This is a genomic window from Mucilaginibacter gynuensis, assembly GCF_039541195.1.
Classification (GTDB): Bacteria; Bacteroidota; Bacteroidia; order Sphingobacteriales; family Sphingobacteriaceae; genus Mucilaginibacter; species Mucilaginibacter gynuensis.
The window spans coordinates 116,405-141,182 of record NZ_BAABFT010000011.1 but is presented as its reverse complement, the minus strand read 5'-3'; the positions used below and the strand labels follow the sequence as shown (position 1 = coordinate 141,182).

Below are 24,778 nucleotides of genomic sequence, written 5' to 3'. Positions count from 1 at the left end.
GTCTATTGAGTAGAGTGACTGTCCTGTAAGCGATTCAATGCACTATCCAGTTGCAGGCTATCTTTTGAAGAAAGCTTCTTTTTCGCAATCAGGCGTTCAACCATTTCCCTCAAAGCAAGTACCTGCTGTAACTGTTCAGCAATGGTAACAACACTATCAAGGCCCGGCTTTACATACCGTGGCTCGTTTTGCCTGGTTAACGAAGCCTCGTTATTGATCTGCCTGAAAACAGTAAAAGACAAGAGCAAGGAGAGGCCAAGTGAAATAGCCATTGCGAAAAAAAGCGGTTTGGGGTGGTTATGTATTTTTTTTACTAACCACTTTTTAACCGGGTCTATCCAAGGTTTTAATTCTTTTGCCAGTTCACTGAGTAATGTATATTTTGGATCGCGGTTAGAACGTATTTTTTTCCACATTTTCAAGATCTTTATTTTCCAAAGTCTTCCAGTTTGTAATCAGCACACCGTGGGGATTATTATTGCTTCGTGGAATGTCTTTCAGAAAGCCTTCTGTTATGAGGGAACGGATTACTGTGGAGCTCCTTCTATCAATCTTCAGTTTACCATAGTACCGGAAATAATGCCTCGGCATATCGAGGGCTATAGAATCCGTTTGCAGGGTCAACACGGAACTGGATGAAAGAATCGAGTTAAAAAAACCTTTCTCCTTCAGGTCATTGTATTGACGCATGCCCGATTCGTCGATGAGATACATGGCCTTTTTCATCTGGTATTCCATATATTGATCATCCGGCGTAAGCGAAAAAAAGAGGGAGTGAAAAAGATCTGCATGCGCGCGGTATTCTGCAGGGCGGTTAAGTTGTATGTCCGTTTGACGTGCGAGCACCGGCACATTTCGATCCAGTATATAGATATTCTTTTGCGCGCTCGCGACCAGGTGATAGGCGTAAATAGAATTAATGCCAACGAAGGCCGCACCGGTCAGTAAACTGCCCGCAGAAACAAAGGTGGCAAGCCTTATCTTTGCTTCGATATTTTTGATGATCATATTTTTCAGCTAATAGCTGCGATGACGCAGCCTGTTTAATGCGAAGTAAAACTCATTTCAGAAAAGGCGTCCCGCTGCCTTTTTAGCAACACCTATTACCGCCCCGGCGCTGCGTCCAAAAGTGGATGTAGCTGAACTGATGCCAGAAGTAGCAATAATCCAGGTTGAAATGCTGGGAACCGTAAACATGCAGATCGCCCCGATAAGGAAAACGATGATTACGGTGCCGAATGAAAGTATTCCATTTCCTGCAAACCAGGCCATTTTCTCCAGGTTGGCATGAGCACCATCATTGCCAACCAATTCATGATATTTGCCAATTTCTGAACTTAACGCATATTCCTGCATCAGCCCGACGATATACATGATCAGGTAAGCAATTCCGGAGTAGAGATTAACGGAAATAAATCTGGCTATCCATGTACTGAAGCTATCCCGGAATGCCGGTAAAATACTGGCTGCCACAGCGAATGGCCCTAAAATAATCAAGATGGTCGAATAGATGATCTGTAATAAAAAAATAATATAGACCGCTAGACGGAGTATCCAGATGCCCAGTAATTCCAATAATTGCGTAAACAACAATTGCATGCCTACGGTCAGCCTGTTTTTAATCTCAAGCAGTGGAGAGACGACTGCACCGACACCTTCCTTTACAGTACTGGACACAGCATCCCAAGCCTGCCCATACCAGGTATCACTTTCCTTTGCAGCGACTTCTGCCTGTGCCTGATAGGTGTACAGCGAATTAGCTACCGCCAGCATCAGACTGGCACGTTTAACACGCAGGTCATTAAGAACATTTTGCTCACTTTTAAACATTTGCTCGGTTTGATTGGCGATCAGATCCGTTGGAAAAGCGACCATTTTTACAAAAGTGCCCCACCACAAAATGATCATTGCCAAACCGAAAGGACGCAGCAGAGGCATGATTTCCAAACGCTTATCACCCACCATCATCTCATAGGATTTGATAGCGAAAAAGATAATCATAAAAATCGCGGCCAGCGCTTTGGCATCGGTTACAAAGAGATCAAAATGAGACCAAACAGAATCTTTCAGACCCTTTAAAAACACCATGACACCTGCTTCATATATTCCATCCCCCTGAAGGTATTCAAGGGTCTTGCCATTGTTCGTATGACCATTGGGTTGCGCGTTAGCTTTCGTTACTATTGCTAACAATAGCATTACATAAAGTTTTTTCATTTGACACGCTTTAAAACACTTTTGGCAATCTCTATATCTGACGTTGGCGTCCAAGCCGGAATTGATATTTTATCATTTTTCAAGTTTTTTTGATGTTCCTCCATAGCTATTGCAGTTTGTATTGATGTTGACCTGATTTTCCAAATACCTGCTATGCTTCGATATTCCTTAAGCAGGCGGTAATAAGCCATGATCCGGCCCCCCCTTGCCATATCTGTAGAGCGAGCGATTTGAACGCGTTGTTTGATACGATCCAGTTCAGCTATATACCAACCGTAAAGCCCGCTACTGATTAGCTTTTCGCGAACCGGGGGAGCCAGGTCAGCGAAAATGGATTCCGTGGAATAATCCAGTAATGGCTCAAACTCATAACTGTAATATAATACCCATAAGGGATCTAATCCTGAAACAACTCCAGAGTAGGCTGCGACCTGTTCCTTCGCGCTATTACCCAGCGTATCAGACTCCAATTTATAATGATTGTCCATTTCATTTGCTAAGGCGACTAGTGCCAGGCGCTGAGATTGAGGACCTGCATTACTGAGCGGCCGCCTGTCCTTTTTGTGATAACTTGGAAAGAACAAGCCCCAGGTAGCCCAGTAATAGGGATTTAATCCTAAGAAGCCACTAGATGGTTTAAATTTATTTTTATCCCATTGCTGGAATACCATACGTTCCTGCTGATAACGGAGCGCTTCATCATTGACGGCCTTTTGAGCAAGAACGCCGGCCGATGTTAAACAGCAAAGCATCCCTATAAAAGATGTTTTCTTCATGGTTTAAGGTATTTAGCATGGTGAATAATTTGATTGACGATAAGCCTATCGTGATTGACATAACCAGCAAAGGGGTTGAGTGAAGCTATTGTACCACACTCCTTCGCCCAAAACATTGCTTTCCATGCACCATAGGCCAGGCCGTTGAGTATTTGTAACTCCTGGGTAACAGCCCGGAGCAGTTGATCCCGTGCACTATAGTCGGCAAGGATATTTTGGCCACCGCGAAGTACAAATTCCGAGACATCGCGCACTAAAATCATTGCGCGAGCGCGCATGACGCCCGAAATATCCCGCGCAAATATCAGCAGTTGCGGATCATTTTTTACAAGAATTAACGCCTTATTGGTATAAGCTATCAAACTACCAACCAGTTCCGCCATGTACCTGACCTCCAATCCATTTTTCAATAAAGAATTTACATTGGACAAGGCCTGGTAAATCATGGTTTGTGCAAGTACGACCGCCCCGACGTTCTTGTTCAGATTATCGATATTAGTAACTATGTTGGAGAGGAAGTATTCATGTGTAGCTTCGGCAGTACTTCGTGCCACACCGTTCGCGGTTACTGACTGATAATGTCGGCCGTCAAAAACAGCCTGTTGAGCATGGGACATAAGCCCTGTTAAAAAACATATCGAATTGATAATGATTATTCCGAATTTCATAACTAAGGTTTAAGGTATTTAGCATGTCGAATAATATCACTGGCAATACTTTTATCAGCATCTATGTAATCCTGAAAGGGATTTACTTGTTGCCAGATATTGCTTAGGCGTGCAGACTGCATCATATGCAACAGATTTGAAGATGTCCCCTGTAACATGTGGAGTTCCGCTAAAACATAGTCGAACAGCACTTTTCTATCTGATGCAAGCATTTGATTAATGGCACCCGCACTGAGCAACAAACCAGTGATATATCTGATCAGGCTTTCCGCTTTGTCAACAAATTGAATAGAAGATCGAAAACCGAGACCTGTTAGGGTAGGGTTTTGCGCCGCCAGCTGCAATATTTCCTGCTGATCACGGCTAATCCGCAACAACAAAGGATAAGCTTCGGATCCCAGTCGCGTTGCGTCAAGCGCAGTTCCCAGTAAGTGACAACGATTCTGGATTGTACGATAAGTGATTTTTAAGCGGGTAAGCATTGTTAGGTTTGCCTGCTCATTAGTCACCACGAGGCGTTGCCGGTCACGGGCTTTTTCCTGTAATTTATGTTCCGAGATTGACTCATTAACCAATTGATGGAGTGATACAATATCTAAGACCTTTTTTTGTGCAACCGCCATAGAAACAAGCGCGGATAGACAGCACAGTAGTAACACCGTTTTCATGGTTTCAGGTATTGAGCTTTATTAAGTATCTCATTGGCAATACGCACGTCGGCGTTTTGCCATTCCGCCCAGGGATTAAGTTCCTTTAAGATCCCGTTGATGCCGGCCCAATACATCGCCCTGTGCAATCCATACGCTATTCCGCGTAGTATGCGCAATTCCTGTACGATATGGTTCAGCAACTTACCACGTTCACCGGCATCCATCAGATTCTCATTACCTCCTTTCAAAACATAAGCACCCACTTCAGCGGTCAGCCTGGTAGCTCTCTGCTGGAAATCCCGTGCAAATTGTTCAGCGAAGAGCAGCAATGCCGGATTGGTGCGGGCAAGCCGTACAGCAATTTCAATATCTTTAACAATATCGAGGCCACAGGCACCTATTTCTTTGACTGATGAAAGGTTGTTGATGACAGCCGCCACCTGGCTAAGCCCGCTAAGGAGTCTGTTTTGCAGATTGTTAACTATCGCCAGCTGACCACTAACTGCTAGTTGACCTTTTTGGATCAGTGTCAGCTTATTATTCGTTGTATTAAGCTGATTATTAATTGCATTGGCGTTGACTGCAATAGCTGTTGACACTACAGGATCAAACACCAGTTGCTGAGCATTCACATAGGAAGTGCTAAGCAGTCCAAATAATAATAACAAAAATTTCATAGTATCACATTTTGGTTAACCTGTTCAATAAATCTCGTGAGTGACAACTGGCTGTGCTTCAAATCCCCAACAAATGCGTCCAATCCAGCCGGATAGCTGCCATATTTAAGCGCATATTTCTCCACCGCTGTTTTCTCGGGTTTTTCAGTCGTGTAGCACAGATATTGATGGAGGCTTACTTCCACCCCGTACACTTCACCTACAGAACCGCGACGTATATATACTTCTTTAAAGCGTCCACGACCATCCGAATTGTCGAGTTGATTGATAGTAAAGATTTTGCGGCGTTCCGTATCGCTGATGGATAACAGGGAGGCGATTTCATTATAATTATCCCTGAACTTGGTTTGATCTAATAAGATGACGGTATCCGAGTTACTGATAATACTATCTTTCACCATTGGATTACCAATAATATCCGAAAGCTCCTGCGTCACTTCAATGATCTCACCATAAAATTTCCTGACTGTTTTATTAAGATAGAGCAGAAATCCAGCCATAACAGGTGAGGTCAGCGCCTTCCATGCTTCTTCGAGCACAATGGCTTTCCGGCGATTCTTCCGGTGCCGCATCTTTTGAATAAATACGTCCATAATGATCAATGTTACGATTGGGAAGAGCACCCTATTGTTCTGTACATTGTCAATCTCATAGACGATAAAACGTTCGTTAAACAAAGAGGCATCAGCCGCCTCATTGAGGATAGACTGATATTGACCGCCATAACTGAACTTTTTCAGGACGTAGCGGAACTCATGAAGATCAAAAGGTATTTGCGCTTTTTCCTTGATTAATGGAATATGCGCTATCGCAAAAGCATAGAAGGTATCAAAACAGCATTTATCAGGAGCATCAGAGGAATGATTAAAAACTTCCGCGTAATACCAATCAAGCGCTTCCGAAATCACATCCTGTTCAATGGCGCTCAATTGTGCCTCCGTCCCCTTCCAAAGCAAACCGATCAGCGTTACCAGAAAATCCTTCTTTTCGATATTGTATTCTTCTTCATTGATGGCAAAAGGATTCATAGTAATGGGATTCTCATCTGTATAAGTAATGTATTTTCCATTGTAGAAACTACTTAGGCCAGAATAAGAATGTCCAACATCAATTATAACCACATCCATATCATACTGGAGGTATTGCTCGATCAGCGTATTCATAAAAAAACTCTTCCCGGAGCCACTGGGTCCCAAGACAAATTTATTTCGGTTATTGATCCGGCCATTACGCATCGGGAGATCGGCAGGATCTATGGCAATAGGGATTCCCTGCCGATCGGTAAACCGGATCAGGAAATCCGAAGGCTCATCTTTAGGCAATGCTTCTTTAAAAAAGAAACAAGCCGCAGCTTCGGCGGTGGTGAGAAACCAGTCATATGCTTTAAGTTCAACTCCGTTGCCAGGCAAAACGCTTCGGAATAATTCGAGTTGGTTATACGCATTACGACTGGGGATAATGCCCTGTTGAAACAAGGCGCTTTCCACAAAATTAGCCGCTTTATGCAGGGCTCCTTCTGGTGCCGCTAAAACAATATTGAAGTGGCAGTTAACCAGCAATTGATTTTCGCGCGCGACATTATTTAACAACAGTTCGATGTCCTCCACGCAAAGCTGATTTGCAGGATCGGGAATACCGGAGTGTCTTTTTTTCTTCTGTTCGAGTTTACGCAACGTTAGGTTTTGATCAGGTATCTCGATCACCTGGTTGACAACAATTGCATCGCAATCAGGCACGCTAAAGAGAAATGACATAATGTCGACCGGAAAACCCATCGTCGCTTCCGACTCTCTCAGCTCGATGTGTGTGCTCATCTCTGCCGGTAAATCAATACTATCAATATTAACGAGTGTTATACTGCGGATTTCACGATTTCCAATACCGATCCCTGTTGACGACGGTAAGAGATTATTAAGGCTTAAGTGAGTTTGCCGGAAATCCATTCCCAGCAACTGAACGATCAAATGGTTGATCCGGTCTTCTTTCAGCACCCTGGATTCAGGCAATAAATCAATTACTTTATTTACCTTTTGTTGGAAGTCACTAAGATTCCTGGGATCATAGGTATAAAATATCCCTTTTTTTGGCTGCCAGGTTATAATGAGATAGGTATCTATTTTCAAACTTTGGCGCCCCTTAAAATGCTCATTATATTGCTGTTGGAGATAACCCGCTACAGGTAAGCTCTCCCATTCGAAATGGCTGATAATATCTGTTTTTTGCAGCAGGAAACCCTCCCCCAAAAGCTTTATGATATTTAATAAAAGACTATGAAATTCACCATACTCAGCCGGGTTGGCGGAATAACGAATTACAGGATTTACCATTTGAATCACTATAGAGTATTCACCGCAAAGACCTAAGAGCAGGTGATGTTCACCTGTTTTATCAACCCCGGCGTAAGGCAGGTTAAAACTTGATTTCACGGCCATATCGGTTCAGAATTAGGATTTTGGTATTCCGCGTTTTATTATGTAAGCCTTCTTTCTGCCTTGAGGCAGTGTAAAGTAAGCCACCGGCAATACAGGAAATCAGTACCAGCGCACCAAACCACATATTAATTAAGGACATGGTCAGTGCACCGAGAACCAAACCTGTCAATAGAAATCCGATGCCCCAATAGATAAACTTCCCCTTGAACCCTTTGAAATTAAGCGGTTTTTGAAGTCCTTTATATACTGCAAATTTCCGGGTCATGTTACAGTCCAAAAAAAGCTTTGATGACTAATGCGGACACTACGAGAAATACGCAGCTTCCTCCCCAGCCCATCAATTCTTTATTAATATCCTGATCACCGCTGTTCCATTTGGAGTAGACCCGGATTGCGCCAACTATACCTACTATGCCGCCGATGACCAGCGTAATATTCGTGACCGGAGCCACATATGTTTTTAAGGTAGTTGTTGCAGTATTAAGACCATTTACACCGTTCTGAGCAAACGCCTGCGCGTGCAGGGCCAGCAGAATAACCGCCGCCCATACTTTTTTGGCTTTGAAAACCATTGACTTGGGAATGTAGAATGAGGCGGAGATCTTTTATTGATCACCTGGGAGGCGACCATAGCTAACATCAACAGGCGATCAGATCACGAACAACGCCTTATAAAGCATACCCTAAGGTGAAAACCAGCAACAGGTGTTACAGGGCAAAAAAATGAAGGAAATGAAGAAGGGAATCTTTTAGCAGTACCCGGGTGGGAACTGTTAAGAAAGCAAAGCACGTTCAGATTCCGAACAACGCGCTTAGGAAAGTACCGGCTAGTACCATAAAAAAAGCGGCATAAAACCAAGCCGCGACAGATGCATCAACATGCTCTTTACCTGTTTGCCAGTTATGGAAAATTTTCAAAGCCCCGGTCAATCCCAAAAGAGCGGACAATACCAATGAGCAATCAAATGCAGAGAAAAAGTTAGCAACTAATTGCGCCCTAACCTGCCTCATTTCATCAATTCCAGGTTGGCCACGTGCCTTTGCAACCAACAGGCAGCAGCAAAAAATAAAAAACTTTCTCATCATTAAAAACTTACGGCTTTAGTATATTCTATGGCCTCTTCCTCACACAGTCGAGCTATTTCTTGCAAACCTACCCCTCCCGATGAAAACATCGCGTTTACCGGCATACCGGGATTGGGAATTTCCAATCTTGGGGGCAGGAATTCTTCGAAAGTAAGTTCTGCCGTGCCTGACAAGGCATTTTTGTTTTTGTGGCGCCGCAAGTCCCAAATAATCAGCACGGCATAATACATTAGGTAAATACCGCTCATCCAAAGCGCAAAAACAATCCAGGTCATATGCTGTGTTTTGTTGATTAAATATTATCCTGATCTCTATAAGCATTGTTCAAATGTGTTTGGCGGGATTCATCATTTTACATTTTCACCAAAACCAAACAAGTCATGATCAGTAAAATTGGTCATCGTGGACATCCGTAATTTGTTCTTCCCTTATGTTACCATTAAAGTGGCTTAATCAGACCAAACTCTCACTAACTATTCATCGCATTTTGAGAAACAAAAAGTTCACCTTCCTCTTTTGATCTTTTGAGAGGTCTCATTCACTACCAGGCTACGCATTTCGGCAACAAGTTTATCGTTATAATCATTGTAATTCTCAAAAGCCGAAGATCTGTCTGAGGCGTATGGTAATATTTTTATAAAATCCTTTGAGGCCTGAAAACCTGCCTTATCCCGATCAAAATAGATGTTGATCGTTGAGAATTGTTTAGCCTTTTCAATAGCACGATCCAGTAAAGAAAGACTATTTAAAATAATCAGACTATCGCCTGCCTTTCTGTTATGATGCAACCAACTCAGCGCGTTAATAAACCCCTCAAAAACGACGACCCGTTTTGGGTCAACCGGTATAGTGGTGATTCCCTTCTTGCCCAAACAGCCTTTAAAATACAGACTACGCACCTCCCATCCCTCATCATCGTTTTTCAATCCGGCAGCAAAAAAAGACCGTCCGACGCCGCGTTCATCTTTAACCGTATAATAAACCTCACGCAGGTAATTACGGGCGATGTCAAAGACACCCCTGTTTTTGAGATAAGACGTTATCGCTGGATGCGTACCGATGTCTTTGGTTCCGTCCACTGTATAGTGACGTTCCCGATCCAGCTTTCCCTGAATGGACATTCTCGTAACGGACATTCTCGGCGTGCCGGTTGCATTACTTGCTGTCTGAAGCTTTTCGATCACCTCGCTGAAGGTAAGTTTAGGCCAAAAAGCAATGCCAAAATCAATGATGGTGCCGCCTTTTCCGGTGCCGTGATCGAACCAAAATCCTAATTGATCGTTTACAGCGAAGGATGGCGCCGAATCAGAGTCACGCAGCATACTGAGATACATTAATTCTTTTCCGGAACGCCTTACCGGTTCAAAACCAAGTCGGCTCAATAGTTCAGCCAGTGAAGCTTGTTCTCTCAGCTCTTTGGCATTTAAAAATGAGGTCATAGCTGTGTATGTTATGATAAATCATGTAATCGTCGATGAGCAACTATGTGATTTAAGTTTTCAACCAGCGGCGATAACTACAAGAAGCTGCCTTCGCTTTGAATTTGAAGCTTACCTTGAACAACATCCTCATGTCTGACCGCTTCACCAAATGGGATTAAGACGTAGGCATAAACTGATATTTAACCAATAGGTCGCAAGGATGAAAAAACGCAATGATAATGTTCCAACCAGACAAACGAAAATGTATATATACCACCAATGTTTTGTATTGACTATAAATTGAAATGCTATTTAGAACATTTGCAAAATCAGGCTGTCTAAGTTCAGAACAGGATAAATATCCTTTTTAAATGGTGTACTCTGCATTTACAGGCTTGTAACTGACTATAAAATAGGCTGCATTACACCGTTTATTTTGCCCGACGATATTGCTAAAGTTTAGGGTTATTCGATTACTGCTATTTGCAGACACGGGGGTTAGATCGGCTTGTTCCCCAGCCTCACAAGTTTATAGTTACACTTGTCTAACTACGTAGCGACACTACTATCGTTAATCTGTGATTAAGACGCAGCCACTGCTACGTTTCGGCTATTGAAGCCTCATCAGTTAATCTCCGTACAAATTTTAAATTCGATCTAATGGCTCTATATCCCTGTTTGCTACACCCTAAGATCTAACCCGTTCAAACTGAATCTTACGCTCGTGCCATTTGCGTTTTGAACATCAGCGTCAAACGAATATTCCTTATTTTGTAAAACTCCACCATACACTTTGCTGTTGCCGAAAGCTTCGACGTCATCCGTGGCTTCAGTAACGAATAGTAATGAGGTATTGAACTCGTAGAGCGTCATAAAGAACTTTGCTTTGTCCTCCTGCTGTCATCAGCAGCAGGAGGACAAAGCAAAGTTGGTTTGATAAGAGAAGTATTTATCACAAGCACCAACAGGAGCACCTAAGATTTTTTTATATTCAGTTCAAAATCTAAAATTGGGTAGCGATTTAGGGTTTATAAGCTTCACTATCATCAATATGCTTCATAACAGCTGCTCGCATCTCATCCAGGAACTTTGTTTTACTAACGGACTTCCTTGCCTTAATTTCGGAGAACCGCCGGTAATAACGGCTCAGACTGACCTGTAGACTTTGTTCCAGCCAGTCAATAATATCCGAGATATCGACAGCTCCGTCGTTTATTTGCAACGTATTATAGATACCGTAGGCCAACTCGATCAGGTTTGTTTTATCACCCGTCCATTTCAATATTCTTCCCTTTTTGCTCATACTGAAAGTGGAATTATTATTTGGTGTTATTTTAAGGCAGTTCAAAAGATACCCTTGCAAGAGTTCATGTGCAATAAACTGTGCAAAAAGATGGTCACAGGCGGTTGAGAACTGCGGATCAACATATTTGGCATCATTAATCAAGAGACCGGTAACATCTACCCCCCTGATGAAATACAGGTGGTCTAACTCTGAAGCGTCCACTTGATGATATTGGTACAAGAATCTATTTTGGTGAAAGAAGCGCCTGACGAAGGCGAGCTCCTGCTCAAAATATTTTTTTGTTAATTCATCATCATGGAGCGGTATTGCACTATCTACTGTATAACGTTCAAGAATAAACAGCCGTTCTGCCAGAAAACGAGGTTTTTCATATTTAAAGAACCGAATTTCCTGTTGTTCATCCGTAAAGGGGTGTTCCGCAAGAAAATCTTTTAACTTTTGCAGATATCGGTCTACGACAGCAAGCCCCCCAGATACTTTTTTGACAGAGAGGGTACCCATCTCCATGAAGAATGCAATCTCTTCTTTCATTTCCGGAAAAGATTGCGCCGCAAATTGATTGATCATCGTTATTGTATAATGGTTATTGTTTATCATTTAAGGAACCCGGATAACTGGTAACTCGCCGACTTTTGCTTGACATCCATCTGGGGCACTATTTCCATAATGGCCACGTCGGCACAGTGAGCTAACTAACCGGTATCAAAACTTTTCAGTAGGTGAGAGAATTCTTTTTAATTCCTCCAAACCTGTAAGCACTAACTGCATTGCCTGTAGGATTTTGGAGATGAGCATTGTCACCATAATGGTCAGAAAATTCATACTTAGATATATCCAGTGCTGCTCTTCACTTTTCGACATTAACCGGACTGTATAGACCAATACAATAAACACGAGCAAATTACTATGAAGCTGAAAAAGGAGTGTCCGGCGGTTCAATTGATTAGTTACCTGCTTAATTGTTTGTTGATAGTTCAGGATGTAGCGCCAAATTCTAAACTTATAGCGAGTGCCTCTAACTCCTGACGTTCTCATATCTGGCAGCCTTAACAGGTAATTAGTTTTGCCGGTGGCCAATTTCAAATGCTGCTCCACACGCTTCACTTGATTATTCATGTTGTCCAGATCACGGTAAGCTAAGTAACACATGATGGTCAAAAAAATAATATTCATTACCCCTATCAGAGGCATCCAATAAAACTGCGCCAGGAGAATCAATAAGAGAATGAGGCCGTCCGTTAGTATACGGACAATAAATTCATTGAAGGCATTTTGTATTTTTTGTACGCGAATGAAGAACTCCTCAACATGATTGATATAAGGATGTGACCAGATGGTTTGAACCGTCTTCTTAAATAATATTTTTCCAATTTCCCAAGTAAAGGAGATCAGCAATTTCTGTCGAAAAAATATCAATGAAGTCCTGATTAACATGACCGTTAATAGGATCAGCAAACCACTACGAGGCATGGCAATATTCCTTCCTAAAACTGAGGAGTCAAAGGTCTGTTGAATAAACAAGGAAGCCATGATCCCGAAAGCACCAATTCCCAAACCCAAAAGGGGTATGATCAAAATCGCAGGCTGCTCAAACACGATCAGAATTGAGTTTTTATTAGCACTATCTTTTCTAATGGAAGGTGTTAATGCCGAAAAATGAAGAGCGGCCTTGCTTTTCCATAAGCGATCCAGCTCTGATTCAGTGAGATATTTTAATCCTTCCGCCGGATCTCCGATCAGAATCAATCGTTTATGTTTAACAAACTTACTACCATAATAAATGATATAATGATCCAGATCCGGCACCTCAGTGATGTGTAAAATACAAGGTGTTTCCACTGTAAGTAAATAAGATAAATCCATCTCTACACACACTGCAGGTAAACCGCAACTTATTGCCAGATCTTTAAGATCATATAAACTAATGCCATATCCGGTAATCGTAGTGTACTTGTTTTCAAGACAATCTGGCATTAAGGCCCCTGTATAGTTAACAATTGATTTAAGGCAGGCGATTCCGCAATCAAAAGGTCCATCCTGCATGACAAAAGTGTGCCGAATGTGTTGTTGAATTATTTGCATTTTTATTATATAAGTATCAACAGAATGATCTCATATAACTTAGGTATGGTTAATTGGTAACGGAGAATAAGTTTAACCGGAAGGAAGCACAATAATCGTATAAAAAACAATTACAACTCCCCAAATGATTAGCGCTGGTAAATAACTGCTAAGTACCACCTTGATTGTTTTATCAAAACTGACACTGGTGTTATGGGACAATATATAAGCTAATAAAAACCAATATAGAACTTCGAAAAAATTTAGCGATTGAAGCGGATATACCCAGATTGTACCTCGATAGTTCAGCAATGACATTGCGGAGAGCGGATAAAAATGTGCCCATTCATTCATTCCGCCATCAGGAAAAGCTTTCGGATACCAATAAATTTTAATCATTGCGGGAATTAAAAAAATAAACTCAGCGAGAACAGTCGCACGGAAAACGGTTTTAAAGGATGCAGAACAGCGAAAAAGGTAAAATCCGGTTTTAAGCACAATGCTTATCACCAGAAATTTCAGGATCAGATATAATGCTGTAAAAACGTATAGCCACCTATTTATCTTAAGATATAATTCCACAACTGTTCCCGGGTCGTCACCGAATTCCTTTCCATCCTGATGAAAAAAGGCGGGTGTCAAAATTAAATTGCCAGCAATTTTTATTAAGCATAACGAAAAAAATATGTAACTTAACATTAAGATAACAATGCTCCGGGTAATGGCGTTTTTCATAAATCATTCGTTTTACTCCAAAATTCACAGTATATCGCGCCATATCCTACAAGCTTACCTTGTAAATTACAAGGTTTAGCAGTTGCTTAAAAAGAAATTTATTATTAATACTATGTTTGTTGCCGTTGATTATTTTATTGCAGATTTCAGATTCAGTTTTTTATTATTTTTAATCGTAATGCTTTGCAGCATGGCTGCGTTTAAATTTCCACGCCTCCTGTTTAACCTTTGTATTCATCCACCAAGCATTTGGAAACGGCAGGAATATTACCGTATTTTCACAGGTGATCTGGTACATAATGACCAGCGGCACCTGTTTTTTAATTTATTCATGATGTGGGCTTTTTGCATTGGCCTGGAAGACCAATTAATGAAAATGGGTGATCGAGGACAGCTTCAGTTCCTGATTATATATATTGTCAGCATGTTATCCGGTAATTTGTATATCGCTATACGCCATAGGAATAAACAACAATATACCAGTGTTGGTAACTCAGGAAGTATCATGGGCTGTATGTTCGCGTGTATGTTACTTAATCCGTTAACGCCCTTGTTATATATTCCATACGTTGGCGGAATACCGAATATCTACAGCGGGCTACTCTATATTTTATTCACGCTTTGGAGAAGTAAAAGAAAGGAAAAAATAAATTTTGAACTGCACATTGCCGGAGCACTGGGAGGAACAATTGCTGCACTTTGCCTATTTCCTGATATTTTACTGGAAGCCTTGTAAGAATTTATGCCGGATCGACTGTCGCAGATCCATTCCATACCATACACTCAAATAAGTTTTTGAAGCTTTTATATGCATTCAAGATTGCCCGGTCCCAGGTAGTATTACTTAAATTAATAATCATATAATGATCCGGATGCAATGCCTGTCCGATAACCATGATACATTTAATTATCAAATAATTGGAAGAGAAGAATGATGGAGTCAGGGTCACTACTTTTAATCACAAACATCGCATTTAACCACAATGGGCAAAGTATAAAAAAATCTTCACCGAATCCAGGATCATATTTTGTTAAACTATTCATTTTTTATTTCATTAAGCATTTCATGTGTTTTAAATGCAATAGCTTATTCTACCGAGAAAGAATTTTCCCTACGTCGCTTTATTCGTTAATTATGAAAAAGAACAGTATGCCGAGTGTTGACATGATTGTCAAAAAGAAAAATAATCTCGATTTTATTCTCGATTCGATAATATCAGGAAGGCGACCCGAATTTAAAAGCATAGCTGACTTTCTACGATAATATACAGCTAGCGTAATAAAAGCTATTTCAAGGATGATAATTATAACTGGGAACATTTTTTTATAACGATTTAATCCGCCCGTTGCTTTGTTCATTTTGTGAACACAACGAAACGTTATAGGGAAACCAATCCGCTAAAATCATCGTAAACAGATTTTCATAGCTATTGATGATCTATATTCTGTTGATTCTTATCGTGTTTACGATTTGGAATGTTTTTAAAGGCCCGTGGAACTAAATTACTCTGCTTAAAAGTACAAGGCGCTTGCGTATCTAACTAGAAAATATCATATAATCCGCAGTGTGGCAATATTCAACTACATTATACAAATACAGCCACCTGTGGCTGAATATAGAAAGACATAACCATTTGTAAGCGTAATTTTTAAGACAGTTATGGCATCGAAGTAAAAATATGAAGCAAAAGTTTGTTCTTTTTTTACTAGTCAATAAAGTATTATAATGGATACATAGCCCAGTGACCTAATCATTAACTTGCCAGAGCAAATTCTAACCTAGCATAAAGCTGCCAACAACTTTTTTATAATATAACCGTTAAAGGACACCCCTTAAATTACTAATATTTTTAGCTTCTTAAGATTTAAATGGGTAAATTCGTATTTCATAAATAAAGTAGAATCGAGCCAATTTATATTTCAGCATTGATCAATATACTGTTATTAGTTGCGTTTATTATTGACCGTATATTTAGGGTCAAGTCATTAAATGAATATAGGCAGGCCAAAGAAGCGCAGCTGGATACTTTGAAGCAGCAACTGGATCTTGAACGAAAGAACAATGACATAGAGATCACTGAAATGCATAAGAAGAGGTATGAAAGTTTGAAACTAATTTTGGAGGAGAGGGAAGGATCCTTATTGACTTTCAAGTCCTCGTTAGAGGAAGCCAACAAAAATGAACAATTAAGTGATAAGTTAACTGATCAACTGGTAGATGAGATCAACCGATTGGCACGGTATAAAAAAGTTCTCGAAACAGAAAAACAGGCACTTGTAGCTAAAGTTGAAGAAAAACTACAATTCCCGGGGTATCGTACTCACCGTGAAAGATTTCTGGTCAGCCGCCGCCCGTAAATAACGGCGATTAATTGGTAATAATCGAAAAGATAAAGTGTATTTTCGTTTTAAACATTATCCAATGTCGACAAGCGCTATATCCAAATATAAGGTAAGATCTATCCGGAGCAATTATTTGACGAAAGCGCTTAGCCGCATTGCGCTCTCCCGAAAAATTGCTGTCAGTCCGCCGATAATTGATAAGTATATCCTGGAGTTCATTGCATTAGGCCCAACTCCCTCAAACATTCATATCTTCCCCAAAAAGCCCAAGAAGGTTTATCCCCCATCCAAACACCTGACAGAGATGCGTTCGGTACTGCCGGGATTGATCGCTGGTCTATCCGTTGGTAAAGCTTCCGTTCCCAAAGTGTTTGATTTATACCGTGAAGCGTGCCCTGATGGCTATGGGTATGAAACTTTCAGGAAGCGTTTTGGTGTTTGGCACAAAGCAAGTAATATCTGCCTGTTCGCACATAAAAAAGTGATGGTCATTACCGATGAAGATAAAATAGTATTTGATCACTGGCTTGCAGGAAATAACTTACGATTGTGGCGTCATGCCACAATCATCACAGATTCTTTTAGTGGTATGCACCTTAAAAAAATTGCTGAGAAAGTGCAATTTTCCAATCAAACAGTGCTGGCATACATAGCCAGATACCAGGAAGGGGGGCTCGTTAACCTTAAGCGAAAATATAACGGTGCAAACGACCATTGGGTTAAATCCAGAGAAGAAAAAAAACAAAACTTAATGAAGTTGATTCACCAATCTCCGCGCCTGCATGGTATTAACCGCGCTTCCTGGACTTTGGCAGATTTATCAGCAGTCTATTACGATCTTTATGGCGTAAATGTGGCCACCTCTACCATTTCCTTGTATTTTCGCCAGGAAGGAGTTGGTTTCCGAAAAGCTAAAGTCATTCTGACCAGCCCTGATCCGAATTTCCAAGAAAAACTGGATCACATTAAATCCGTCTTATCTAAATTAAAGCCGGACGAGAAATTTTTCTCCATTGACGAGTACGGTCCCTTTTCTATTAAAATGAAACCAGGCTGGTCCTATACAAAAATGGATCATCCCAAGACCGTCAAACAGTTTCAAAAAAGCAAAGGTTGGTCAATCTGTACTGCGGCACTGGAACTATCCACCAACCAGGTCACGCATTTTTATTCAAGGAAGAAAGATACCGACGAAATGATCAAACTCATTGATTTATTAGTAACCCGATACGCATCAGCCCAAAAGCTCTACTTATCTTGGGATGCAGCCTCATGGCACAGCTCGGCAAAACTAAAAGCGCATGTCCAGCTGCTGAATAAAACACGTGGGCCGCAGTTGGAACTTGCTCCCCTGCCCTCTACTGCCCAGTTCCTGAACGTGATCGAATCCGTTTTCAGCGGTTTGGCCAGGGCTGTTATGCACAACAGCGATTATCAATCTGTCGAAGAGTGCCAGGCGGCTATTACCTCCTACTTTGACGAAAGAAATGCGCACTTCAGGAAGCACCCAAAAAGAGCTGGAAAAACTATTTGGGGAAAGGAAACCGTAAAGCCTATTTTTAATGAGGCTAGTAACTGCAAAGATTTTCAAAATACTTTAAGGCGTAAAGTCAAATAAACAAGCCTTACCTAAAGTATCTTATTATGACAATCTGCCACCACAACCTGAAACTCAAACAGGTGTACAGCTTATGGGGAAAGTGGATGATTTTAAGATAAACATCGGAAAATTAGAAGATCGCATGATAAAAGAGTTATTGCAGCGTCACCTGATTAGCAGCACTGACGTTCTTTACTTTAAACTAACTGCTGATGAACTGGATGTAAACGGAGCGATTTATGCGGGTGATGTGGCAAGATATTTCCAGGCGATGTTTTTACCTAAGCCCATAAAAACATTATTATATCGTTACCCGGTTAAACGGTAAACGCATTTTTATCGATACATAACAACTTGAATTGGAATTTAGCTTTTAAATAGTTTCGCAAAAGCGCATCACAATACTATAAGCAAACTTTATGGCATAAGGGTAAACAGCCAACCGGCCACAAAAATGCTTTTGGCTAAAACCATCCGTCACCTTATGGGTTTATATACCCACATTAATATCCGACCAATTGCCTGCTACAACCTCCCGATTAAGTCCCTTTACCGCGAAACTGCTATTAATAGCTGGTCTGCTGGTCTTACTGGCCGCAGAGAGTTTCTTTGGCTACCGGCTTCACGAGTTATCGGCGCGGCAGGAAATGATCAAAGCGGATCATGCCGAGGTCAACAGTATTGCTTATGGTTTACTGTCCGTGGACCAGTGGCAGGATGAGATCGCCGGGGTGGTCACACGGCAGGTCAAACATTTTAAGTTGACGAAACTGCAGAAGAAGGAATTGCAGACCGAGATCGAAGAAGTACTGTACGCGCTGATTGCCAAAGCGGAAGCAATGGTGGAGAAAAAGCCGAAAAGCCTGGCAGGCAAGATCCGGAAACTGGCGGTCAAAACTTTTGTCAATACGGATAAGATCAAAGCCGGGGTACCGGCCATGGCGCGTGATATTATCGCCAAAGCCGACAACCCGGAACAAAAGGCTAAGTTGAGCGACCTGGCCATGTCCAAATTCAGCGATCTGCAGCAGGCTAAGCCTATTGACAGCGCTTTACGCGCGAATCACCAGCTGTTTGATAAGATGTACCGTAAATATCAGGTGGGCTCCACCCCTGCCCTGAACAGCAAACTGGATCATTTACTGACAGCGATACGCGCCGAGATGTACCGCTATTGCTTTTTGATACTGGGCTGCATTGTCATTGTGCTGGCTTTATGGTGGTTCCTGCGCAAACAGGTCAAATTGCACACCACGCTGTTCATCCTCTCTTTGCTCTTCGCTTTTATTTTGCTGGGGGTCGGTTTGAGCGCTTCGATGATCGAGGTGGATTGCCGGATCAGCACGCTGGATTTTACGCTGCTGGGTGAGCATGTACTGTTCAAAGACCAGGTATTGTTTTATGAAAGCAAAAGTATCCTGGGTGTGGTAGAGGTACTGATCAAACAGCCGGCCATTGATTCCATCGGGGTCGGTATCCTGATCCTGTCATTTAGTATCCTGTTCCCGGTGCTGAAACTGAGTTCGACCGGAGTGCACCTGCTGGGCCGGAAAAGTATCGCGGAGCACCGGATCGTAAAATATTTTGCCTTTCAGTCCGGGAAATGGAGTATGGCCGACGTAATCGTTATCGCGATCCTGATGACCTATATCGGGTTAAACGGTTTGCTGAATAGTCAGCTGGCTTTATTGAATATCCGCTCGCAGGATCTGACGCTGATCTCGACGAACAATACCGCGCTTCAGCCCGGGTATATCATCTTCATCAGTTTCGTGCTGTACGGTCTCATTTTATCGACCATCTTGAAATACATCACGCCTAACGACGCTCACTAAATGAAATACTCATTTGCCACCATTAGTTTATTGTTAGGGCTAAGCTTTTTGCTGGCCATTGGCGTATTTTCCGCGTACAAACTTGACGCGCTTTCGGCAGAACGGGAAAGCCTCAAAGAAGATTACAGTTTGTCTAACAGCGTCAGCCTCGGGCTTTTCTCGATCGATGCCTGGCAGGATCGTATCTCGGTCGTGATCAGGAGCCAATTGCATGATTTCCATATTACACCGGCGCAGAAAAAAGACCTGCAAGCCACGGTGGAAAAGGAAATGCATGGCCTGGTGCGCAAAACGGTCAATGAGATCAACCGTCCGCAAAAAAGCCTGGGCGGTAAGTTGAAAAAGCTGGCCTTTAACGCGCTGGTTGATTCAGCGGAACTACAGGCGCAGGTGCGCCCTTTTGCCCGGACAATCGTGGCAAAGGTGGCCAGCCCGAAAAGTGAGCGAAGGCTGAAACGAATTGCCGGCAGCAAGGTTACGCAACTGACCTCCCAGATTTATGACAGCGTACGGGTAGCCAATGACACCGTGACGAAATACATGTATCAGAAATATAAGGTTTCGAATCCTGTTGCTTTTAATAAACGCATCAACGGGCAACTGGCACTGATCGATACGCAACAGATCATTTATGTAGCCGGTTTGATCGGTAGCATTCTCGCGGCCTTGACCTTATGGTTTGCCTTGCGCAAACAGGTGCAGTTGCAGACGGTACTGTTTGTATTCGCCTTGCTTTTTGCCCTGCTGCTGCTGGTGACCGGGAGTGTGATCCCGGTAATCGAGGTCGATGCGCGCATCCGGTCACTTGAATTGCAGTTACTGGGTGAAAAGATCATATTTCAAAACCAGGTGCTGTTCTATCAAAGCAAAAGTATTGCCGGGATCGTGGGAACGCTCCTCTCACAGCCGAAACCGGATACCATCGTGGTGGGTATATTGATCTTATTATTTATCCTGGTACTGCCACTTCTTCGATTGATCGCCAAGGGTATTTATGTACTGAGCCCTAAAAAGATCGCGGAAAATGTCGTGGTGCGATACCTGACCTTTGAACTGCACAAATGGGATATGGCCGATGTAATGGTGGTCGGCATGCTCATGACCTATATCGGGTTAAACGGTATCTTAAAAAGCCAGTTATCCGCGCTGAATATTCAGGACAAGACCTTACAGGTCATGACCGATAACGGTACTTCACTTCAGCCGGGATTTTATATTTTTGCGGGTTATGTCGTCTTTGCGGCTATTCTTTCACAAATCCTGAAGCGCGTTTCGTCAAATGATCAGCTACATTAAGTTAAATGTTCATTCTTGATTTACAATTAGTTACTTAAACTTAACCGTCCAAACATGACGTATAGCATAAATCACATAATAAAGAATCGCGATGGAAAAGGCATAAAGACAGATTCCTGCTAATGTATATTGATCATTAAAAAAGGCTCCTTTCCGATAGCCTTCCGTAAGTGCAGCCGCATAAAAGGCAAAATGCGCAGCGACTAAAAATCTGGAGTTTGTAACACCCATTTCTATGGCACCGAGGCGCTTCAACTTCTTTTCGGTATTAGCCGAGATAAAAATCGTTAATAATCTTAAAAAGAACAGCAGGTAGAAACAAGTGGAAATAGTTAACATTTTATGTGTTTAATTTAGCTTGGATATAGGTATTTATCTGGACATTCTGGAGCCACTGATCACCGCGTGCGGAAAAAGAGGATAAGTTGTTCCGTAACACTTTGACCATGCTAAGTAACTGATTTGTAAATTAGAATTTATTTCTAAACAAAACGATACCTTGGTCTGATTCGCACGGAATTGAATGATCAAGCATGTCGGAATGTCCAATAACGGTAAGCATTATGATTATTTGCAGGTGTCTTCGAATAGCAATGATATTTGGACTTAACTGTTAATGCGTTATTGAACATTGCCAGCTTTCTGCATTTGAACATTTAGATAAAACTACATTTCCCTATTTGCAGGTTTATTCAAATGAACATTTGAACCAATATTCATTGCTGCATTTATTCACTGACCAGTCCGACGATTTCTTCAGCTAAAGATGTCAATTCTTCGATGGCCTTTTGATCCGTACTTTTTAAGATGCCGGCAGTCATGGATGAACGTGCCAAACTGACCCTGTCGAAAATGCGGGACCTCAGTAAAGGTGTTCCAAATGTTTCAAGAAGTGTCACGACTTCCCCGGTAATGCCCGATCTGGGCTTGATCATGTTCAGCACGATACCGGATTTTAGTTTTGGGTTCTGCGCTTGTGAATACTTAATCAGCGCCAACGTTGATTTGATAGCCATGACATCAAAAAAACCAGCTTTTGTAGGTACCAGTACATAGTCAGAATAGTTAAACAATTCGTTCAGACGGTTTGACAAATAAGGAGGGGTGTCCACGATGATCAGGTCATATTCCAGCAGGGGGATTTCACTGATCTTTTCCGGGGCCAGAATATCAAGATCCGGAAAGTCTTCTTTTAAATGATAAATACTGCCCTGCAGATCGGAATCGATCAGGGCCACCTTCAACTGGTCCTTAAAACACAGTGCAAGATTCAACGCCAGGGTGCTTTTTCCAACGCCTCCTTTTTGATGCGCCAACGTGATGATTTTTGCCATGATGTATTTTTTATGTGGTTGACACAATTATTCATTTGAATAATTGTTCAGCAAATCTGGACAGGCTACCCCGCAAATGTGTCCGATGTTATCCGAGTCGGATTGAAGAAAAAAATATTTTTTTGGTATTTCAGATTTTTAAAGAAATTGCAATATTTTAGGTTGTTGATTTCTATCGAATTGTACAAAACATCACAGTGGAGCACGATAAAAAGACACGGGACCCGTATCTTAACTTGTATTAGTTTAAGGCTTGCAGTTTTAAACTTTCAACTCGGAAATTTTCCGGATACATAGAGAATCCTTCTTATCAATATATTTTGCGGCTTGACCATGTTCATATTATTAATATGTTCATGACCCATGAACGCATTAATAATATGAACGCAATATTGGAATAACAAAGTTTGTTCATTATATTTGGATGTTCATGAGTCATGAACATCCAAATATAATGAACATGAAAGCGCTCGATATTCTCCATCAGGCAATAGAAAAGCTGACCATGCTGACCGGCGGTACGGTAACCTATTTGCCTGATCCGCAGCATCCAGGTAAGAAAGAGATCGACGCGACCGTCGAACTGACTTTTGGAACACGCAACACGGTATTCATAATAGAAGTAAGAAATGAGTTGCGCATTAATCATATCCCGGCTGTGCAAAAACTAAAAACAGAAACAGTACAGGAATTCCTGCTGGTTTGCCAATATATTCCCATGCCGTTAAAAGCCCAACTCAGGGAATTAAAGATCAATTATCTGGAAGCAGCAGGCAACTGTTATATTGAAACAGCTGAAATATTCTTATACATAAATGACCAGCAAGTCACCGCGACCCGTTTACCCGCCGAGGGCAAGCTATGGAAAATGGCCGGTCTTAAATTTCTGTTCGCGATCCTGCGTCACCCGGACTTATTGAACGGTCCTTACCGGAAAATTGCCGATGAGGCCGGAATCGCCCTAGGAAATATAGGCGGGTATCTGGAAGAGCTGCGTAAAGAAGGTTTTTTACGGGATGGGATCATCAACAATACGAAGGGCTTTTTTATCGAGCAAAATACAAGATTGATGGAACGTTGGGCAGAAGCCTACGAGGCCAACCTCCGGCCCAGGGAGTGGATCGGTAATTTTCGTTTTATGGACCAGAACAACATCAAAAACTGGCGGGAACTTAAAACAGTGGATTTTAAATGGGGCGGAGAGAATGCGGCGGCACTGATGACCGGTTTCCTGCATCCCGAAAGATTCACGATATACATTACCGGAAACCGGGTAGATATGATGAAAAAGCTGAAACTTGTTCCGGACCCCAATGGCCCGGTGGAGATGCTGCAGCAATTCTGGCGCGATGAAGAAAATGATAATACACAGGCTACGGTTCCACCACTGCTGGCGTTTGCCGAACTAATAACCAAATACGACAGCAGGGACCGGGAAGCCGCTGAACGCATTAAAGCCAAATACCTTGACTGAACACCTGTTACACCCGGCAATCGCTGAGATGCTGCACGATATGGCAGCGGTCTTTGAACAATTCGGGATCGATTATTATATCGTCGGCGCGGTCGCCCGGGATATCCACCTGAGCGCCGACCCGAATTCAGCAGCCTATCGCAAAACAAACGATGTGGACCTCGCCATCCATATTAACGATGAGGGACAATTCCGCGCTTTGAAGCAGGCCCTGGCAGCGACCGGAAACTTTGAACTGCATCCTACGGAAAATATCAAACTTATTTATAAACAGGCGCTGGAAGTAGATCTGTTGCCTTTTGGAGATATAGAGGAGCCGGACCGGCACGTTCATTTGACCGACCCGCGCTTCGTGATCAATATGCCAGGCTTCAGGGAAATCTATCCTTTCGTCAAAGACCTGGTGGTAAATGAAGAACTAACGGTTAAGATCTCCACGATGGAGGGGATCATCCTGCTCAAGCTCATCTCCAATGATGACCGCCCGGAACGGACAAAGGATATCTCCGATATCGAACATATCATCAACTTTTATTTCGACCTGTATGACGGGTATATCTATGAAGAACATTTTGATACCATGTTCATGTACGATACCGGCGAAAGCGATTATTTGCAATTGGTTTGCTCCAGGGTGATCGGACGGAAGATCAAAACACTGCTTGCCGGATCGGCGATATTGGAAGAACGCCTGAAAGGTATTTTAGCCAAGAGACCGACCACTTGGTGGAGGGCGATGCTCGACGGATTGAATGACGGGTAAGTATCGAAATCCTGCAAAAAAGCACTAGTAAGTTTACTGGAAAACGGCTATTTTCAGGTAAGATTTGCGACCCGTTTTTTGTGAAAAAAAACGGGTGAGTCATT

At 42.1% G+C, this 24,778-nt stretch carries 26 protein-coding genes; 8 read left to right on the top strand and 18 right to left on the bottom strand.

Going from position 1 to position 24,778, the window contains the following annotated elements:
* Window positions 1-2 precede the first annotated feature (2 nt).
* The 16 genes from ABD894_RS19405 to ABD894_RS19330 all read right to left on the bottom strand — a co-directional run bounded on the left by ABD894_RS19405 (window position 3) and on the right by ABD894_RS19330 (window position 14,029).
* Complete coding sequence (locus ABD894_RS19405; protein ID WP_345212732.1) at window positions 3-416, bottom strand: hypothetical protein; 414 nt, start codon at window positions 414-416, stop codon at window positions 3-5.
* Window positions 394-1,008: a conjugative transposon protein TraK gene (gene traK, locus ABD894_RS19400; RefSeq protein WP_345212731.1), complete on the bottom strand. Its 615-nt coding sequence runs from the start codon at window positions 1,006-1,008 to the stop codon at window positions 394-396. The genes ABD894_RS19405 and traK overlap by 23 nt, the downstream gene beginning before the upstream one ends.
* A 57-nt stretch (window positions 1,009-1,065) precedes the next feature.
* Window positions 1,066-2,217: a TraJ family protein gene (locus ABD894_RS19395; protein WP_345212730.1), complete on the bottom strand. Its 1,152-nt coding sequence runs from the start codon at window positions 2,215-2,217 to the stop codon at window positions 1,066-1,068.
* Window positions 2,214-2,993, bottom strand: a complete 780-nt coding sequence (locus ABD894_RS19390; protein WP_345212729.1) for a hypothetical protein — start codon at window positions 2,991-2,993, stop codon at window positions 2,214-2,216. The genes ABD894_RS19395 and ABD894_RS19390 overlap by 4 nt, the downstream gene beginning before the upstream one ends.
* Complete coding sequence (locus ABD894_RS19385) at window positions 2,990-3,661, bottom strand: hypothetical protein (RefSeq protein ID WP_345212728.1); 672 nt, start codon at window positions 3,659-3,661, stop codon at window positions 2,990-2,992. Before ABD894_RS19385 ends, ABD894_RS19390 begins: the two co-directional genes overlap by 4 nt.
* Window positions 3,662-3,663: 2 nt before the next feature.
* A complete protein-coding gene (locus tag ABD894_RS19380) occupies window positions 3,664-4,329 on the bottom strand; it encodes a hypothetical protein (RefSeq protein ID WP_345212727.1) in 666 nt (221 codons plus the stop codon).
* On the bottom strand, window positions 4,326-4,988 hold the full coding sequence (locus ABD894_RS19375) for a hypothetical protein (protein ID WP_345212726.1): 663 nt from the start codon (window positions 4,986-4,988) through the stop codon (window positions 4,326-4,328). The genes ABD894_RS19380 and ABD894_RS19375 overlap by 4 nt, the downstream gene beginning before the upstream one ends.
* Window positions 4,985-7,420, bottom strand: coding sequence for a TraG family conjugative transposon ATPase (locus tag ABD894_RS19370; protein ID WP_345212725.1), 2,436 nt, complete (start codon window positions 7,418-7,420; stop codon window positions 4,985-4,987). Before ABD894_RS19370 ends, ABD894_RS19375 begins: the two co-directional genes overlap by 4 nt.
* Window positions 7,398-7,685 (bottom strand): plasmid transfer protein, encoded by a 288-nt coding sequence (locus ABD894_RS19365; protein WP_345212724.1) that lies wholly within the window; start codon window positions 7,683-7,685, stop codon window positions 7,398-7,400. The genes ABD894_RS19370 and ABD894_RS19365 overlap by 23 nt, the downstream gene beginning before the upstream one ends.
* 1 nt (window position 7,686) lies before the next feature.
* The gene (locus ABD894_RS19360) at window positions 7,687-7,992 is read right to left on the bottom strand and encodes a DUF4134 domain-containing protein (RefSeq protein ID WP_345212723.1); all 306 of its coding nucleotides are present in this window, start codon (window positions 7,990-7,992) and stop codon (window positions 7,687-7,689) included.
* Window positions 7,993-8,212: 220 nt separating this feature from the next.
* The gene (locus ABD894_RS19355) at window positions 8,213-8,506 is read right to left on the bottom strand and encodes a DUF4134 family protein (RefSeq protein WP_345212722.1); all 294 of its coding nucleotides are present in this window, start codon (window positions 8,504-8,506) and stop codon (window positions 8,213-8,215) included.
* The gene (locus ABD894_RS19350) at window positions 8,506-8,781 is read right to left on the bottom strand and encodes a hypothetical protein (RefSeq protein WP_345212721.1); all 276 of its coding nucleotides are present in this window, start codon (window positions 8,779-8,781) and stop codon (window positions 8,506-8,508) included. The genes ABD894_RS19355 and ABD894_RS19350 overlap by 1 nt, the downstream gene beginning before the upstream one ends.
* Before the next feature lie 228 nt (window positions 8,782-9,009).
* Window positions 9,010-9,945, bottom strand: a complete 936-nt coding sequence (locus tag ABD894_RS19345; RefSeq protein WP_345212720.1) for a toprim domain-containing protein — start codon at window positions 9,943-9,945, stop codon at window positions 9,010-9,012.
* Between the two features lie 1,003 nt (window positions 9,946-10,948).
* On the bottom strand, window positions 10,949-11,800 hold the full coding sequence (locus tag ABD894_RS19340; RefSeq protein ID WP_345212719.1) for an RteC domain-containing protein: 852 nt from the start codon (window positions 11,798-11,800) through the stop codon (window positions 10,949-10,951).
* 135 nt (window positions 11,801-11,935) lie between these two features.
* The gene (locus ABD894_RS19335) at window positions 11,936-13,315 is read right to left on the bottom strand and encodes a cysteine peptidase family C39 domain-containing protein (RefSeq protein WP_345212718.1); all 1,380 of its coding nucleotides are present in this window, start codon (window positions 13,313-13,315) and stop codon (window positions 11,936-11,938) included.
* 72 nt (window positions 13,316-13,387) lie between these two features.
* A complete protein-coding gene (locus ABD894_RS19330; RefSeq protein ID WP_345212717.1) occupies window positions 13,388-14,029 on the bottom strand; it encodes a hypothetical protein in 642 nt (213 codons plus the stop codon).
* A 112-nt stretch (window positions 14,030-14,141) separates the two neighbouring features.
* Between ABD894_RS19330 and ABD894_RS19325 the strand changes: the two genes are divergently transcribed.
* The 6 genes from ABD894_RS19325 to ABD894_RS19300 all read left to right on the top strand — a co-directional run bounded on the left by ABD894_RS19325 (window position 14,142) and on the right by ABD894_RS19300 (window position 21,103).
* Window positions 14,142-14,765, top strand: a complete 624-nt coding sequence (locus ABD894_RS19325; RefSeq protein ID WP_345212716.1) for a rhomboid family intramembrane serine protease — start codon at window positions 14,142-14,144, stop codon at window positions 14,763-14,765.
* A gap of 1,190 nt (window positions 14,766-15,955) precedes the next feature.
* Window positions 15,956-16,387 carry a hypothetical protein gene (locus tag ABD894_RS19320; protein WP_345212715.1) on the top strand — a complete coding sequence of 144 codons (432 nt, stop codon included), beginning with the start codon at window positions 15,956-15,958 and terminating at the stop codon, window positions 16,385-16,387.
* A gap of 118 nt (window positions 16,388-16,505) precedes the next feature.
* Complete coding sequence (locus ABD894_RS19315) at window positions 16,506-17,990, top strand: IS630 family transposase (RefSeq protein WP_345212714.1); 1,485 nt, start codon at window positions 16,506-16,508, stop codon at window positions 17,988-17,990.
* Window positions 17,991-18,063: 73 nt separating this feature from the next.
* Entirely contained in the window at window positions 18,064-18,300 is a 237-nt protein-coding gene (locus ABD894_RS19310; RefSeq protein ID WP_345212713.1) for a hypothetical protein, read from the top strand.
* A 190-nt stretch (window positions 18,301-18,490) separates the two neighbouring features.
* A complete protein-coding gene (locus ABD894_RS19305) occupies window positions 18,491-19,807 on the top strand; it encodes a paraquat-inducible protein A (protein ID WP_345212712.1) in 1,317 nt (438 codons plus the stop codon).
* Window positions 19,808-21,103 carry a paraquat-inducible protein A gene (locus ABD894_RS19300; protein WP_345212711.1) on the top strand — a complete coding sequence of 432 codons (1,296 nt, stop codon included), beginning with the start codon at window positions 19,808-19,810 and terminating at the stop codon, window positions 21,101-21,103.
* A gap of 30 nt (window positions 21,104-21,133) precedes the next feature.
* On the opposite strand, the gene ABD894_RS19295 is transcribed toward ABD894_RS19300, so the two are convergent.
* The gene (locus ABD894_RS19295) at window positions 21,134-21,442 is read right to left on the bottom strand and encodes a hypothetical protein (protein WP_345212710.1); all 309 of its coding nucleotides are present in this window, start codon (window positions 21,440-21,442) and stop codon (window positions 21,134-21,136) included.
* A 389-nt stretch (window positions 21,443-21,831) separates the two neighbouring features.
* Window positions 21,832-22,437 carry an AAA family ATPase gene (locus ABD894_RS19290; protein ID WP_345212709.1) on the bottom strand — a complete coding sequence of 202 codons (606 nt, stop codon included), beginning with the start codon at window positions 22,435-22,437 and terminating at the stop codon, window positions 21,832-21,834.
* Between the two features lie 460 nt (window positions 22,438-22,897).
* Between ABD894_RS19290 and ABD894_RS19285 the strand changes: the two genes are divergently transcribed.
* Together ABD894_RS19285 and ABD894_RS19280 are read left to right on the top strand one after the other, a co-directional pair.
* The gene (locus ABD894_RS19285; RefSeq protein WP_345212708.1) at window positions 22,898-23,911 is read left to right on the top strand and encodes a type IV toxin-antitoxin system AbiEi family antitoxin; all 1,014 of its coding nucleotides are present in this window, start codon (window positions 22,898-22,900) and stop codon (window positions 23,909-23,911) included.
* Window positions 23,904-24,674 carry a hypothetical protein gene (locus ABD894_RS19280; protein WP_345212707.1) on the top strand — a complete coding sequence of 257 codons (771 nt, stop codon included), beginning with the start codon at window positions 23,904-23,906 and terminating at the stop codon, window positions 24,672-24,674. Before ABD894_RS19285 ends, ABD894_RS19280 begins: the two co-directional genes overlap by 8 nt.
* Window positions 24,675-24,778: the final 104 nt, after the last annotated feature.

Coding starts and splice junctions, on each gene's coding strand:
- ABD894_RS19405 (WP_345212732.1), bottom strand. CDS start 416: ATGTGGAAAAAAATACGTTCTAACCGCGATCCAAAATATACATTACTC.
- traK (WP_345212731.1), bottom strand. CDS start 1,008: ATGATCATCAAAAATATCGAAGCAAAGATAAGGCTTGCCACCTTTGTT.
- ABD894_RS19395 (WP_345212730.1), bottom strand. CDS start 2,217: ATGAAAAAACTTTATGTAATGCTATTGTTAGCAATAGTAACGAAAGCT.
- ABD894_RS19390 (WP_345212729.1), bottom strand. CDS start 2,993: ATGAAGAAAACATCTTTTATAGGGATGCTTTGCTGTTTAACATCGGCC.
- ABD894_RS19385 (WP_345212728.1), bottom strand. CDS start 3,661: ATGAAATTCGGAATAATCATTATCAATTCGATATGTTTTTTAACAGGG.
- ABD894_RS19380 (WP_345212727.1), bottom strand. CDS start 4,329: ATGAAAACGGTGTTACTACTGTGCTGTCTATCCGCGCTTGTTTCTATG.
- ABD894_RS19375 (WP_345212726.1), bottom strand. CDS start 4,988: ATGAAATTTTTGTTATTATTATTTGGACTGCTTAGCACTTCCTATGTG.
- ABD894_RS19370 (WP_345212725.1), bottom strand. CDS start 7,420: ATGGCCGTGAAATCAAGTTTTAACCTGCCTTACGCCGGGGTTGATAAA.
- ABD894_RS19365 (WP_345212724.1), bottom strand. CDS start 7,685: ATGACCCGGAAATTTGCAGTATATAAAGGACTTCAAAAACCGCTTAAT.
- ABD894_RS19360 (WP_345212723.1), bottom strand. CDS start 7,992: ATGGTTTTCAAAGCCAAAAAAGTATGGGCGGCGGTTATTCTGCTGGCC.
- ABD894_RS19355 (WP_345212722.1), bottom strand. CDS start 8,506: ATGATGAGAAAGTTTTTTATTTTTTGCTGCTGCCTGTTGGTTGCAAAG.
- ABD894_RS19350 (WP_345212721.1), bottom strand. CDS start 8,781: ATGACCTGGATTGTTTTTGCGCTTTGGATGAGCGGTATTTACCTAATG.
- ABD894_RS19345 (WP_345212720.1), bottom strand. CDS start 9,945: ATGACCTCATTTTTAAATGCCAAAGAGCTGAGAGAACAAGCTTCACTG.
- ABD894_RS19340 (WP_345212719.1), bottom strand. CDS start 11,800: ATGATCAATCAATTTGCGGCGCAATCTTTTCCGGAAATGAAAGAAGAG.
- ABD894_RS19335 (WP_345212718.1), bottom strand. CDS start 13,315: ATGCAAATAATTCAACAACACATTCGGCACACTTTTGTCATGCAGGAT.
- ABD894_RS19330 (WP_345212717.1), bottom strand. CDS start 14,029: ATGAAAAACGCCATTACCCGGAGCATTGTTATCTTAATGTTAAGTTAC.
- ABD894_RS19325 (WP_345212716.1), top strand. CDS start 14,142: ATGTTTGTTGCCGTTGATTATTTTATTGCAGATTTCAGATTCAGTTTT.
- ABD894_RS19310 (WP_345212713.1), top strand. CDS start 18,064: ATGGGGAAAGTGGATGATTTTAAGATAAACATCGGAAAATTAGAAGAT.
- ABD894_RS19300 (WP_345212711.1), top strand. CDS start 19,808: ATGAAATACTCATTTGCCACCATTAGTTTATTGTTAGGGCTAAGCTTT.
- ABD894_RS19295 (WP_345212710.1), bottom strand. CDS start 21,442: ATGTTAACTATTTCCACTTGTTTCTACCTGCTGTTCTTTTTAAGATTA.
- ABD894_RS19290 (WP_345212709.1), bottom strand. CDS start 22,437: ATGGCAAAAATCATCACGTTGGCGCATCAAAAAGGAGGCGTTGGAAAA.
- ABD894_RS19285 (WP_345212708.1), top strand. CDS start 22,898: ATGAAAGCGCTCGATATTCTCCATCAGGCAATAGAAAAGCTGACCATG.